The organism is Rhizobium sp. NFR03 (assembly GCF_900111275.1).
Lineage (GTDB): Bacteria > Pseudomonadota > Alphaproteobacteria > Rhizobiales > Rhizobiaceae > Ferranicluibacter.
Window position 1 is genome coordinate 333,796 of the sequence record NZ_FOGR01000001.1, and the last position, 13,130, is coordinate 346,925.

At 60.6% G+C, this 13,130-nt stretch carries 17 protein-coding genes; 11 read left to right on the forward strand and 6 right to left on the reverse strand.

Annotated elements, in window-relative coordinates:
* Positions 1–12 precede the first annotated feature (12 nt).
* Both BSG19_RS01515 and BSG19_RS01520 read left to right on the forward strand, forming a co-directional pair.
* Positions 13–1,050 carry a sulfate/molybdate ABC transporter ATP-binding protein gene (locus BSG19_RS01515; protein WP_092984188.1) on the forward strand — a complete coding sequence of 346 codons (1,038 nt, stop codon included), beginning with the start codon at positions 13–15 and terminating at the stop codon, positions 1,048–1,050.
* A gap of 201 nt (positions 1,051–1,251) precedes the next feature.
* Positions 1,252–3,285, forward strand: coding sequence for an acyltransferase family protein (locus BSG19_RS01520; RefSeq protein WP_170865821.1), 2,034 nt, complete (start codon positions 1,252–1,254; stop codon positions 3,283–3,285).
* Positions 3,286–3,298: 13 nt separating this feature from the next.
* Here BSG19_RS01520 and BSG19_RS01525 read toward each other — a convergent pair whose 3' ends face one another.
* Both BSG19_RS01525 and BSG19_RS25925 read right to left on the reverse strand, forming a co-directional pair.
* Complete coding sequence (locus BSG19_RS01525; RefSeq protein WP_244529056.1) at positions 3,299–3,538, reverse strand: DUF6894 family protein; 240 nt, start codon at positions 3,536–3,538, stop codon at positions 3,299–3,301.
* 124 nt (positions 3,539–3,662) lie between these two features.
* The gene (locus tag BSG19_RS25925; protein ID WP_170865822.1) at positions 3,663–3,827 is read right to left on the reverse strand and encodes a hypothetical protein; all 165 of its coding nucleotides are present in this window, start codon (positions 3,825–3,827) and stop codon (positions 3,663–3,665) included.
* A gap of 703 nt (positions 3,828–4,530) precedes the next feature.
* Here BSG19_RS25925 and BSG19_RS25930 point away from each other — a divergent pair.
* From BSG19_RS25930 to BSG19_RS01545, 4 genes are all read left to right on the forward strand, one after another.
* Positions 4,531–4,707, forward strand: coding sequence for a hypothetical protein (locus BSG19_RS25930; protein ID WP_092984194.1), 177 nt, complete (start codon positions 4,531–4,533; stop codon positions 4,705–4,707).
* 186 nt (positions 4,708–4,893) lie between these two features.
* A complete protein-coding gene (locus BSG19_RS01540) occupies positions 4,894–5,076 on the forward strand; it encodes a hypothetical protein (RefSeq protein ID WP_092984196.1) in 183 nt (60 codons plus the stop codon).
* 86 nt (positions 5,077–5,162) lie between these two features.
* Positions 5,163–5,333, forward strand: a complete 171-nt coding sequence (locus BSG19_RS25935) for a hypothetical protein (protein ID WP_170865823.1) — start codon at positions 5,163–5,165, stop codon at positions 5,331–5,333.
* Positions 5,334–5,564: 231 nt separating this feature from the next.
* On the forward strand, positions 5,565–6,242 hold the full coding sequence (locus BSG19_RS01545) for a TerC family protein (RefSeq protein ID WP_092984198.1): 678 nt from the start codon (positions 5,565–5,567) through the stop codon (positions 6,240–6,242).
* Positions 6,243–6,573: 331 nt separating this feature from the next.
* Here the strand turns inward: BSG19_RS01545 and BSG19_RS01550 are convergent, their stop codons facing one another.
* The gene (locus BSG19_RS01550) at positions 6,574–7,614 is read right to left on the reverse strand and encodes a glutamine synthetase beta-grasp domain-containing protein (RefSeq protein WP_092934238.1); all 1,041 of its coding nucleotides are present in this window, start codon (positions 7,612–7,614) and stop codon (positions 6,574–6,576) included.
* A 90-nt stretch (positions 7,615–7,704) separates the two neighbouring features.
* Between BSG19_RS01550 and BSG19_RS25635 the strand changes: the two genes are divergently transcribed.
* On the forward strand, positions 7,705–7,971 hold the full coding sequence (locus BSG19_RS25635; protein ID WP_139274704.1) for a hypothetical protein: 267 nt from the start codon (positions 7,705–7,707) through the stop codon (positions 7,969–7,971).
* Positions 7,972–8,038: 67 nt separating this feature from the next.
* On the forward strand, positions 8,039–8,215 hold the full coding sequence (locus tag BSG19_RS01555) for a DUF2735 domain-containing protein (RefSeq protein WP_092984200.1): 177 nt from the start codon (positions 8,039–8,041) through the stop codon (positions 8,213–8,215).
* 119 nt (positions 8,216–8,334) lie between these two features.
* Here the strand turns inward: BSG19_RS01555 and BSG19_RS01560 are convergent, their stop codons facing one another.
* Both BSG19_RS01560 and BSG19_RS01565 read right to left on the reverse strand, forming a co-directional pair.
* On the reverse strand, positions 8,335–9,357 hold the full coding sequence (locus BSG19_RS01560; RefSeq protein WP_092984202.1) for a YihY/virulence factor BrkB family protein: 1,023 nt from the start codon (positions 9,355–9,357) through the stop codon (positions 8,335–8,337).
* A 29-nt stretch (positions 9,358–9,386) separates the two neighbouring features.
* The gene (locus tag BSG19_RS01565; RefSeq protein ID WP_092984204.1) at positions 9,387–9,692 is read right to left on the reverse strand and encodes a hypothetical protein; all 306 of its coding nucleotides are present in this window, start codon (positions 9,690–9,692) and stop codon (positions 9,387–9,389) included.
* Between the two features lie 102 nt (positions 9,693–9,794).
* On the opposite strand from BSG19_RS01565, the gene BSG19_RS01570 reads away from it, so the two are divergent.
* The 3 genes from BSG19_RS01570 to BSG19_RS01580 all read left to right on the forward strand — a co-directional run bounded on the left by BSG19_RS01570 (position 9,795) and on the right by BSG19_RS01580 (position 12,290).
* The gene (locus BSG19_RS01570) at positions 9,795–10,394 is read left to right on the forward strand and encodes a DNA-3-methyladenine glycosylase (RefSeq protein WP_092985490.1); all 600 of its coding nucleotides are present in this window, start codon (positions 9,795–9,797) and stop codon (positions 10,392–10,394) included.
* Between the two features lie 63 nt (positions 10,395–10,457).
* Positions 10,458–10,610 (forward strand): entericidin, encoded by a 153-nt coding sequence (locus tag BSG19_RS01575; protein WP_092984206.1) that lies wholly within the window; start codon positions 10,458–10,460, stop codon positions 10,608–10,610.
* A gap of 189 nt (positions 10,611–10,799) precedes the next feature.
* Positions 10,800–12,290 carry a PAS domain-containing protein gene (locus BSG19_RS01580; RefSeq protein WP_092984208.1) on the forward strand — a complete coding sequence of 497 codons (1,491 nt, stop codon included), beginning with the start codon at positions 10,800–10,802 and terminating at the stop codon, positions 12,288–12,290.
* Positions 12,291–12,306: 16 nt separating this feature from the next.
* Here the strand turns inward: BSG19_RS01580 and BSG19_RS01585 are convergent, their stop codons facing one another.
* Positions 12,307–13,098, reverse strand: coding sequence for an aldolase (locus BSG19_RS01585; protein WP_092984210.1), 792 nt, complete (start codon positions 13,096–13,098; stop codon positions 12,307–12,309).
* Positions 13,099–13,130 lie beyond the last annotated feature (32 nt).

The following is a 13,130-nucleotide window of genomic DNA, read 5'->3' on the forward strand; positions in this document are numbered from 1 at the left end:
GGTATATGGTTCATGGAAGTACGCGTTCAGGACATCCGCAAGGACTTCGGCCGGTTCCCGGCCCTCGATAAGGTCTCGCTCGACATCCGCTCGGGCGAGCTCATCGCTCTGCTCGGCCCGTCGGGTTCCGGCAAGACGACACTGCTGCGGCTGATTGCCGGGCTGGAAAGCCCGACCGATGGCACGATCTACTTCGGAGACGAAGACGCCTCCAGGAAAACCGTACAACAACGCAATATCGGCTTCGTGTTCCAGCATTATGCTCTGTTCCGGCATATGACGGTGATCGACAACGTGTCTTTCGGACTGAAGGTGCGGCCGTCGTCGCGCCGCCCGGCTGCAGCCGAAATTCGCCAGCGGGCGGCCGATCTCATCGACCTCGTGCAGCTCGGCGGCATGGAGAAGCGCTATCCGGCGCAGCTTTCCGGCGGCCAGCGCCAGCGCGTGGCACTGGCGCGCGCCATGGCGGTGGAGCCGAACGTTCTGCTGCTCGACGAACCCTTCGGCGCGCTGGACGCGCAGGTGCGCAAGGAGCTTCGTCGCTGGCTGCGCGAGATCCACGACCGGACGGGCCACACCACCGTCTTCGTGACGCACGACCAGGACGAAGCGCTGGAGCTTGCAGACCGCGTCGTGGTGATGAGCAAAGGCCGGATCGAGCAGGTGGGAACGCCGGACGAGATCTACGATACGCCGAACTCCCCCTTCGTGTTCGGCTTCATCGGACAATCCAACACCCTGCCGGTGCGCGTCGAGAATGGGCAGCTGTGGCTCGAGGATCGCTCCATCGGCGTCAGTGCGCCGGGAGAACCGGAGGGGCCGGCGGAGTTGTATTTCCGTCCGCACGATATCGATCTGCTCGACGGCTGCGGCGGCTGTCTTGCCGGCGTCGTCACGATCAGCCGACGTGTTGCCGGCACGCGGCATGTCGAGCTCGACGTTGCCGGCAGCACGCGCCGGATCGAAATCGAGCTACCCTCCGATGTCGCAGCCTCCCCCGGCACGCGCGTCGCGTTCAGGCCGAACCGCTGGCGCCTGTTCCGGGCTTAAGCCTGCAAGACGGCCTGGGCGCTCAACTCAGGCGCGTCCACTGGCTGTGCAGCGCAGACACACCGGCGGAGAATGCGTCTGTGTGTCTTGTTTAGCGTCTTGAAGAACGACGAAGGTAAGTTATTCCTTTAGATGGCAGCTCGATGGTCTGCTGTCTTTCGACGTCCTCCGCACCCACCCATACCTTCACGCAAAGATCCCATGCAGCACCGACCAGAAATCGATGGCCTCCGCGCCGTGGCCGTCGTCCCGGTCATTCTTTTCCATGCCGGCGTTGGCTGGTTTTCGGGTGGCTATGTCGGCGTCGATGTCTTCTTCGTCATCAGCGGCTATCTGATCACCACGATCATCGCGGCAGCGCAGGACAAGGGCACCTTCACGATCCTCGGTTTCTACGAGCGAAGGGCGCGGCGCATCATGCCCGTTCTCTTCACGGTCATCCTCTGCTGCCTTCCTTTCGCCTGGGCCTGGATGCTCCCGGCGCAGATGAAAAGCTTCGCCGAGAGCATCATCGCCGTCTGCCTGTTCCTGTCGAACGTCCTCTTCTGGCAGGAGAGCGGATATTTCGCGGCAGCAGCCGAGAAGCAGCCTTTGCTGCACACCTGGAGCCTCGCGGTCGAAGAGCAGTATTATGTCGTCTTCCCGCTCCTGCTCATGGTGCTCCACCGGTACGGTTCTCGCGTTCGCTTTGCAGCCGTTCTCGTTGCGGCTCTCGCCAGCTTCGCGCTCGCCGTCTACGGCTCGGTGGCTTTTCCGAACGCGGCCTTTTACCTTCCGCACACCCGTGCCTGGGAATTGCTGGCAGGCTCGCTCTGCGCGCTGATCCTCCTGAAGCGCGAGCAGCCCTGCAACGACGTCCTGTCCCTGATCGGCATTTTCGCGGTTCTGGCCGGCGTCTTTCTCTATGACGACGGCACGCCGTTCCCGTCAGCCTGGGCGCTGGCGCCCGTCGGTGGCACGGCGCTCATCATCCTCTTTGCCGGGCCCGGCACCCTTGTGCACCGGCTCCTGTCCCTGCGGCTGCTGACCGGCATCGGGCTGATCAGCTACAGCCTCTATCTGTGGCACCAGCCCCTGTTTGCCTTCGCGCGCATTCGCAGTCTGACCGAGCCGTCGCCGATTCTGATGGCGCTCCTCACGGTCGTCGCCGTCATCCTCGCCATCCTGTCCTGGCGATTTGTCGAGACGCCGTTTCGCACCGGCCGCATCAAGGCGCTTGCAAGCGGCCCCCGTATTCTCATGGCAACGGGCGCCGTCGCCATCGTCATGATGGCCGTGGGAGCAACCGGACGGCTGGATGACGGCCTGTCGTTCCGTCTGCCGTCCGCGGCGCTTGCAGCGCTCGACGTGCAGGCACACCCCGACCCGGCTATGGCGGCGTGCCTGTTCGACAAGGGTGAAGCAGTATTACCCCATCCCGTGCGCGCCTGCATGACGCCGGATACGGACAAAAGCGACACGATCCTGATCGGCGACTCCCACGCCGGCGCGATCACCGGTGAAGCTCTCCGAGCCTTCGGGAGCGCGGGGCTCGATCTCTACGCCCTGTCTCACTCCTCCTGCGCCGGTTTCTCCGGTCTGGTGGTATCGAACGCCAAATACCGTCTCCGCTGCAACCGCTTCTTCAAGGGCGTCGAGGATTACATCGCAAAGAGCGACATCAAGACCGTCATCATGGTCAGCCGATGGTCGCTCTATATCGACGGAAATGCCTTCGACAATGGCGAGGGTGGCGTGGAAGCCCTGAAGCCGACCTATGCCGACCTCTATGACCGCCGCGACGACATGGGCAGCGAAACGGACCCTGCCCGCAAGGACCGCGTCCTCAATGCGTTTCTTGCAGATATTCGCGCCTACCTCGACCGCGGCGTGAACGTGGTTCTAGTCTACCCGATACCGGAAGCCGGCTGGAACGTGCCGGATCTCCTCGCCCGCGCCGCCATGACATCGACGGATGTCGAGCCGCTGGCAACATCGTCAGATCGCTATCGCGCTCGAAATGCGGCCGTCATCGCTGCTTTCGACACGCTGGACCATCCCCGCCTTGCAAAGGTCAAGCCGTCCGACATCTTCTGCGACAGCTTCGTTCAGGGGCGCTGCATCAACAGCCTCTCGACGGACCGGATTTTCTACTTCGACGACGACCATCTGTCGAATGCCGGAGCCGCGCTGCTGTTGCCGCCCATCATCGACGCAGTTCGTCGCCTGACGGTCACCGCAACGGCCGGCCATTAAGTTCTTATCCGCATCAGGGGAAGAATTCGCGGCGCAATTCGAGGCTGACCTTTGCAACGCAGGTCCTGTTCGCATCGAGCACCTCGACCACCAGGCGACTGTCGGGCTCCCGCGGAAGACCATCGAGCGCCATCTCGGCGAGGACGACCTCGGCCTCCGCCAGCGCTGCGGCGACATCCGTGAAAGCATAGGCGTCCTCTCCGCCTGAGAAGCCTTCATGATCGAACAGGTTGAAATAGAAAAGAGGCATCATGACCGCCTTGACGACACGTTCAGCCCCGGGAGGGTAAACGGCTGAAGATGAGGGAGCCTGCGAGGAACCGGCGTGACGGCTGATGCCGCCTGCGAGCCTTGAAGCTCTGTGCTGCCTGCGCCTCTCAAGGGTTCTGCTCGGCCGCCTTTTCAGGCGCTACGACGAGAGGATCCGGCGGTGTCGTCGATCTATCGCCCGACGATCCCTCGAATTGCTGGACGACGATGACGCTCAGAATGGCCGCAACCACGAAGCCGATGACCCCCAACATGATATAACGGACCGGCAAAACGCTCTCCTTGACAATCCCTTTGGCTGGCACGCTCGACAGGCTTCACACGCATCTCGAAGTCTGCCGCTTCGCCAAACGGCGTCAGACAGTCCAGCGGCATGGTCTGAACCGAGTAGCGGGAACGCGTACCTATGTTTGATGTTCCTCTGAAATAGCGGCTTGATGATGAAAAGACAGGGTTATCCACACGATGAGGACATCGAAACAACTGGAAACGGATATCGCGCCTCGATCGAGCCATACTCGGCATCGGTCAGTCTCGACCAGCAACGGACCAGGTCTTTATGGATTGAAACCTCCCTCGAAGCGCATGGTCAGCGCAAACCCGCTGCATATCCGTGCGAAATGCTCTTAAAACGAAAAGAGCCTGCTGCGGGAGGAGGTGCAGCAGGCTCTTAATTCCGGTTGGCAGCTCGGGAGGAGGATAAGCTGCAACCACCATCGACGATCCTGGGAGGAGGATAGGATCATCAAGGACGTCGAAGCTCTGCGGGAGGAGGTGCATCACTTCGATAAATTCATCATACAATTTTCCACCGCGCTTGCGAGCGAATTTATTGCATCGCAGCTATGCATTTTGCACATGCGAAGGGAACTGTTCGGCGGACCTTCCTGGCGAAAGCGATTTCCGCTGCGAGAGAGTTGCATTAAAGGATGGCTATCGAGACGAATAGCTTAAGCATAAGCGGGAGAGAACGAGATGACACAGGCACCTTCGAGCGTGACCGTCGCCAAGCATCGCGATGGCAAATGGAGCTTCACGCTGACCTTCCGCGGCGTAACACGCCCTGCATCGGGCAAGTTCGCATCCCAGATTCAGGCTCAGGCGGCAGGCATGACCATGTTGAAGGCACTTGAGGGCAACAAGCGGACCTGAGAGGGCATGTGCTGGCGACGAGACGACGCCTGGGCTTGTGGGAAAACCACCTCTTCGGCCGGGCTTGTGCTGGGCGTCCGCGACATTTTCTTACGTCACGGAATTGCGTAAGATGAAGGGAACTTCGCCGAAATCGGGGCGTTCACTTGCGAGTTTGCAGTCGAGACGTGCAAGGGAGCGGGTGACATGACGGATCTGAAGGGAATACGCGGAAAAACGGTGCGTGGAGAAGCCTGCACGCTGGAGGAGTTTCAATCGCGCTACGGTCTAGAGACCGATGAGGCGAAGCGGCTGTATGAGCGTTTCGGCCCGTCCATGACGGAGCTCGACCTCTTGATGGCGGCGAAGCGCCGGGTCCCCGCTTTGTAACAGACTTGAAACCCTCTGGGCGACCCTTGGGCAAAAGGTTCGTCCAGCTTCTGCTGAAACCGGGGCGTTCTCAAGAGAGACGCAAAATGGATTCTGAAATCGTCATCTTCGCCGCCATGAACGTGATCGGTGGCCTCCTCGCCCTCGGCTTCGTCCACTTCTACTATCTCCCGAATGTTGAAAAGAGCCGAATCGAACCTGCGCTCTACGACGTGACGCAACGAGACAGTATCTCGTTTGAGCCGTTGCGCCGGTAGAGCTGAACGGCTGGTGTGCGCCCTCCAGAACCAACAGATCGTACCGTCCGCCGCATGAAAAGAGGTGCGACAAGCTCTCGAAATGCCAACGAGCGGCCATCCAGCGGCTTCGAGATAAGACGAGATGTCGATTTTCTCGATTTCTCCTTGCCTTCCTTGATTGAATGGCTTTAGCGGACGGATAACGCAATTGTCATTCGAAATGAACGGCACGAGGGAGACGTATCGGAAATGGAAATTTTCACCGCAGCCGGATTGGCTGCATTCTTACAGGTCATCGCCATCGATCTGGTACTGGCAGGTGATAACGCCATCGTCATCGGCCTTGCTGCTGCTGGCCTGCCGGCAGACCAGCGCCGCAAGGCGATCCTCGTCGGCATCATCGCCGCAACAGTTTTGCGCATCGCCTTCGCGGCCATCACGGTACAACTTCTGGCCATCGTCGGTTTGCAGTTCGTCGGCGGCCTTCTGCTTCTCTGGGTCTGCTGGAAGATGTGGAGCGAGCTGCGCCAGGCCGAACACAATGCCGAGCACGAAAGCGGAGCGGCAGCGGACGAAACGCGCGTCCGCAAGACCTTCCTGCAGGCAGCGACGCAGATCGTCATTGCCGACGTTTCCATGTCGCTCGACAACGTCCTTGCGGTCGCCGGCGCGGCACAGGATCATCCAACCGTGCTCGTCATCGGCCTGATCGTATCGATCGCGCTCATGGGTCTCGCAGCAAGCTTCATCGCCAACCTGCTGCACAAGCACCGCTGGATCGCCTATGTCGGCCTCGCCGTCATCTTCTACGTGTCCCTCAGCATGCTCTATCACGGCGGCATGGAAATCCTGCCCTACATCGATGGCAGCGCGGCAACGACGCCAGTGGTGCCGGTAACGCCTCCAGCTGCAACACCTACTCCTTAAAGCGCGAAGGAGCGTTGCACAGACGCTGAGGTCGTAGACCGCTGATAGCCTGAGCCCTTTCGCCAGACCGGCGGGAGGGCTTTTTTACGGCATCTTCCCTTCTTATCCTTCATCATGTCTCTGACGAACCGCAGGGCTCGCATCGGAGGGCGGCATCTACGGCAAGCCGTTGTGTCGATCAGCGCTGCTTCATGTCATCCCCACAACGAAAAACGACGCCGGTTGCCCAGCGTCGTTTTTATCTTGAGATCATCGAACCCGCGTTGCAGGCCCGTCGCCCGCTCGCACCGTTCGCCTTAACTTGGCGAACAGGCAGAACGTGCTGGTCACATCAGGCTGCAGCCGAAGCGTAGCCCTCGGTGGGGACTTCCGAGATCGTCTTGAGGACGGCGGAAGCGATCTGGTAGGGGTCGCCCTGGGAGTTCGGACGGCGGTCTTCCAGGTAGCCCTTGTAATCGTTCTTGACGAACGAGTGGGGAACGCGGATGGACGCACCGCGGTCGGCCACGCCGTAGCTGAACTTGTTCCAAGGCGCCGTTTCGTGCTTGCCCGTCAGACGCTTGTCGTTGTCGGGGCCATAGACGGCGATGTGGTCCATGAGGTTCTTTTCGAACTGGGCCATGAGCGCTTCAAAGTAAGCCTTGCCGCCGACTTCGCGCATGTACGCGGTCGAGAAGTTGCAGTGCATGCCCGAACCGTTCCAGTCGGTGTCGCCGAGCGGCTTGCAGTGATACTCGATGTCGATGCCGTACTTTTCCGTCAGGCGCTGCAGGAGGTAGCGCGCCATCCAGATTTCGTCGGCTGCCTTCTTGGAGCCCTTGCCGAATACCTGGAATTCCCACTGGCCCTTGGCCACTTCGGCATTGATGCCTTCATGGTTGATGCCGGCTTCGAGGCAGAGATCCAGATGCTCTTCGACGATCTCGCGCGCCACGTCGCCGACATTGCTGTAGCCGACGCCGGTGTAGTACGGGCCCTGCGGAGCCGGATAGCCCTGCTCGGGGAAGCCGAGCGGACGGCCGTTCTGATAGAAGAAGTATTCCTGCTCGAAACCGAACCATGTGCCTTCGTCGTCGAGGATCGTCGCGCGGGCATTGGTCGGATGCGGCGTGACGCCATCGGGCATCATGACTTCGCACATGACGAGAACGCCGTTCGTACGGGCCGGATCCGGATAGAGAGCGACGGGCTTGAGAACGCAGTCAGAGCTGCGGCCTTCGGCCTGCATCGTCGAGCTACCGTCGAAGCCCCAGAGCGGCAGCTGCTCCAGTGCCGGGAACGCGTCGAATTCCTTGATCTGCGTCTTGCCGCGCAGGTTCGGTACCGGTGTGTACCCGTCGAGCCAGATGTACTCGAGCTTATACTTGGTCATGGCAAATCTCTCATAAGTGGTGAGCAATCCAGAGGCTGATATCCGAAACCCGGCAACCGACCCCTCTGATCAATAAGGAATGCACATGCCGTGCCAGTTCGCAGCGAAGACCGCGATGATGAAGATTTTGTGAACGACCGAAATGATGGGAAATCGGAGCCTGCCGACGGGAAGATTGAAAAGACGACGCAATTTCCGCCCCGGCACAGCAATGCATTGCGCTCTAGCGGGAACAGCGCATGCCCTCTGGCAGTTGGTAAGTGGAAAATGAAGGCAGAAAGATCGATCTCAGGCCGGAAAATTGATGTCCCGCCGGAAAATGCGCGAAAACCCAACAGAGATTTGATTTATTTTTAGACATTCAGCGCAAAATATGTGCATATGAACGTTATATAACTCCAACACAGAAAAGGGAGCCGATGCCATGACAACGACACCACAGCGCCACTCGGCAACGATCTATCAATTCCCGATCGGTGGCCTCAAGGGGCTGAAGACCTGGAAGACCGGCACGGATGCCAAGGCCGAGGTTCCAGCCTCCCCCGTCATCATCGACAGCTGGTACCACGAAGCCGCCATGAACGAGACGAAGCCCCAGTAAGAGTACAGATGCGACAATCTTCGAGACGTTAGAAGCGATTGCCGCAAAGACGCGACAATCGCTTTTTTCATATCCGGTTACCGCACTTCTTACCGCACTTCGTCGGTGGCGCAGACGATTCAGGCTGCAGGGTCGCCGATGGTGTCGGCCACATAGGCACCGCGCTCTCCCATCGGCATGGGATGCCCCGTCGTGGAATCGATGGTTGTCTGGTGCTCGAGTTCGGCATTGATCTCCGCCCCGACGATCAGAATGATCACGGACATCCAGGTCCACACCATGAAGCCGATCAGCGCGCCGAGCGTGCCGTAGGTCGCGTTATAGTTGGCAAAGTTCTCGATGTAGTAGGAAAAACCGAGCGACGCGCCGAGCCAGGCGACGCTGGTGAAGGCGGCGCCCCAGGTAAGCCAGCGCAGCTGCGCACGCTCGCGACTGGGTCCATAGCGGTAGAGCATCATGGTGGCAAAGCAGACGATGGCCAGCATCAGCGGCCAGCGCGCAAACCGCGCCAGTAGCTCTACCCAGCGATCCAGCCAGAGAAACGACAGGACGGCCGGCAGGATACCGATGGCGGAGATGACGACCACGGCGACACCGAGCGCGCCGAGCGTGAAGAGAAAACCGAGACCCGTCATCTTGAAGAAGCCGCGTTTCTCCGTTTCGCCATAAGCGATGTTCATCGCGTCGAACAGCGCACGCATGCCGTTATGCGCGCTCCAGAGCGCAACGACCAGACCGAACACGAAGCCGATGGAAAGCGTCGATGTCTTCTGCGTCGCTAGCGTCTTCAACTGGTCGAGAATGATATCGAGGGAACCTGTGGGCACCACATCGGCCAAAAGCGTGACCTGAGCGCCGATGGCGCCGGGATCGGCCACGAAGCCGTAAATCGAGACGAGCGCGGCCAGAGCAGGAAATAGCGCAAGCAGAAGATAATATGTGACCCCGGCCGCAATCAGCGTCACCCGGTCTTCGCTGATCTCGGCAATGACCCGCCAGAAGACATCCTTCAGACCGGGATAGGGAATAGCCGAAGGCTTTTCGGCAAGGCGTCCCCTCGTGTCATCGTCACGCGAACCGTTTTTGAACGGCACGCCACCGCTCACCGCTGCCTGCCTGCCCGCTTGATGTCCGTCTGCCATGGAAACCTCTCAACGTCTTTGAGAGAGACTTACGGCTGTTGCGCCGGATTTCCATCCTGCGGCAGATCATTTGGCTTGATCACCGGCATCTGGCCTGCCTGCGGCGCCGGTTCGACGATCTCCCCATCGCCAACGGACGGAGGCTTGAGAACGCCGTTGCAATCATCGAGCTTCTCGGTCAGCGAGCCACTGCCGGGATTGGCATTGGGAGTCGTGCCGGATGGAGGCACGCCGACGGCGCATTCCCCCTGCTGTGCTTGCGCGAAAGCAGCGCCCGCAGGCACGACCATTGCTGCGGAAAGAAGCGTCACACGAATGAAATCCTTGACGAACATAACAAATCTCCTTTTTCTGAGAACGGAACATCCACGCTATGGTTCCCTCGCACACCTCAGGCAGCACCCTGCCCCGCATGTAGGGAACAGCAGAAGAACATGATGATCGACACTGATTTTTTCGACCGCTCCGCTGTGGACGCTGCCCGGGATCTCATCGGCGCGTCGCTGTTCGTGGATGGTATCGGCGGCGTCATCGTGGAGACAGAGGCTTACGAACCCGATGATCCCGCGTCGCATAGCTTTCGCGGACCGACGCCGCGCAACCGCGCCATGTTCGGTCCGCCGGCGCATGCCTATGTCTATCGGTCCTATGGCATTCACTGGTGCGTCAACATGGTCTGCCGACCGGGCAGCGCCGTGCTGATCCGCGCACTGGAGCCGACCTCCGGGCTGGAAACCATGGCGCGACGCCGAGGCCTCGACAATCCGAAGCTGCTTTGCGCCGGGCCCGGACGGGTCTGTCAGGCTCTTGGTATCGGCGCCGCTCATGACAGCCTGTCGCTCCTCGCCGCCCCCTTCTTTCTCTCCGAGGCCGAGAAGCCGCCGGACGTAACATCCGGTGTACGCATCGGCATCAGCAAGGCCGTCGAGCTTCCCTGGCGGTTCGGTCTGACAGGTTCGCTTTATGTAAGCCGCAGATTTCCTGTCACGAAAATGGCGGGACGAGCGGTTTCGCACACGACCCGCAACGAGGATTGAAAACATCGTCGCTTGCCACATTTTCCGTTCCGGCAAGAAGATGCTCAACCGACAGGAGATACAATGCGCCCGACATTCATCGCCATTCTCGGCATTGCCGCCTTTACGCTCGCCGGCTGCGGCAACACGGCAAACGGCCTGAAGCGTGACGGACAGGACAGCAGCCGCGCCCTCGACAACGCCTCCCACCGCGTCCTGTCGCAAGGCAAAAGCTAAGACGGCACGCACGGTACGAACGGATCTCGCTAGGACTGTGGCGTGACCTCACCCTCGCGACATCCTGGTGGCCCGCTCGCGAAGCACCACCACCCTCCGCATTTCCAACTTTTCGACAGCAGACATTGTTTTTTTAAATGGCCGCCCTGAATTTACCGTCTAGGAGAAAGGTCACCGAGAGGACGATCATTGAACGACGTCACAGAGCATCAGCGTATTGAAGCCCAGATTGTCCGGAAGGATGTGGGGCATGACCCCTTCGCAGCGGCCGTACGCGCAACGCGCATGCCCATGCTCATCACGGACCCTTCCAAGCCTGATAATCCGATCGTCTTTGCCAATGATGCGTTTCTCCGCTTTACCGGATACGAGCGCGACGAGATCATCAACACGAACTGTCGGTTCCTTCAGGGTCCCGACACCAATCGCGACGATATCCAGAAAGTCCGCGACGCGATCGAGAATCGCTATCCGATCGAAATCGATGTCGTGAACTACAAGAAGAACGGCGAGCCCTTCTGGAATCGTCTTCTGATCTCACCCGTCTTCGACGAGAGGGGCGAACTCACCTATTTCTTCGCATCCCAGCTGGACGTCACGCTCGAGCGTGATCGCATGGTGCGTCTGGAGCGCGACCGGGACCTGCTGGAGGGTGAGGTCCAGAAGCGGACGGCGGAGCTGAAGCGCAACGAGACGCAGCTGCGCTTCGCCATGGAGGCGGGCCATCTCGGCTACTGGACGCTCAACCTCTCCACCATGGAGCTTGTCGCCTCGCCGGATTGCAAGGCGAACTTCGGCTACGCCCCGGATCAGGACTTCACGATCGACAATCTGCTGAACGCGGTTCTGCCGGAGGACCAGGAGCGTGTGCGCGATGCGTTCCGCAATGCGGTGGAACGTCACGAGGAATACGACGTCGAGCATCGATGCGTCTTTCCAGATGGCCGGATGCGCTGGGTGCATATTCGCGGGCTGGTCTATTACGAGGCCGACGGGCAGGCATCGCAGATGTCCGGCCTCTCGATGGACATCACCGATCGCAAGCGCACGGAAGAGGCTCGCGCCATCACCGTGCGCGAACTGAGCCACCGCATGAAGAACCTGATGACGACGGTTCAGTCGGTCATCAACCAGACACTCCGCCAGGCGCCGGACAAGGAGGCAGCAGGCAAGGCCATCACCTCGCGCCTGCAATCGATCGGCGCGGCGCAGGACCTGCTCGTCTCCGGCAATTTTTCCGGCGCCGATCTCGGCCGGATCATCCGGGCAACGCTCGATCCCTTCTGGGACAGCTATCCCAACCGGATCGACATCGACGGGCCGGACCTGCAGGTCTCGTCCAACCTCGTCCTCACGCTGGCGATGGCGCTGCATGAGCTTGCGACCAATGCCATCAAGTATGGTGCGCTCTCCAACCTGTCTGGACGCATCCGCGTCCGCTGGCATGCGGTGGCGGACACATCGCTGCATCGCCTGAAGCTGACATGGGAAGAAAGCGGCGGCCCGCCGGTATCGCCACCGACCAGCCGTGGCTTCGGCACCCGGATGATCGAGCGCGTGCTGTCCAACAGTCTCGGTGGCAGCGCAGAGCTGCGCTACGACGTCACGGGCGTCGTCTTTACGATGGAAGCCCCCATCGGAGACGAAGACGAGGACGGCGAGGAAATGCGCCCCCGCTGAGGGTCGCGTTCCCGCTTCAGGTCCGGTAGGCCGGCTGCTGCTGATCCAGCACGCGCCGCACGCTTTCAAGATGGAGCCGGGCGCTCTCCGGGTCGCCTTCCCGCATCTGGCGGGCGGCAACGGAGGCGATGTCTTCCGAAACCGGCAACAGGCGGCGACCGGTGCTCATCGCCTTCAGCTGTACCTCGGCCGCGCGCTCGAGATAGTAGAGATCGTCCCAAGCCTCCGCGATATTGGGCGCGCAGACCATCACGCCATGGTTCTTCATGAACAGAATGTCGTTGTCGCCAAGAACGGCGGCGATGCGGTCGCCTTCCCGCTCGTCGAGCGCCAGCCCGTTATAAGCCTCATCGACGGCAACGCGGCCGTAGAATTTCAGCGCCGTCTGGCCCGCCCAGACGAGCGGCTCACCCTCGACCATACTCAGCGCCGTCGCATTCGGCATATGCGTGTGAAAGGCGGCACCGACCCGCGGGCTCATCTTGTGGAGACGGGCATGGATGTAGAATGCCGTCGCCTCCGGCACGCCATCTCCGGCAACCACGTTGCCCTCGAAATCGCAGATGAGGAGCGAGGATGCCGTTGCCTCCTGAAAGGCCCAGCCGAGGCGATTGACCAGAAAAAGATCGGGATGCCCCGGCACGACAGCCGAGAAGTGATTGCAGATACCCTCTTCCAGACCCAGCCGTGCCGCCATCCGCAGGCAGGCGGCAAGATCGACGCGGGCCTGCCAGATCTCGTCCGTCTGGAGCGATGAATTGCGCAGCAGCGCAGGACCGGTCTTCGGGGTCTTCAGTTCGTGCGCCATATCGGCCTCCGCAGTCTCATGGCATCCAACTC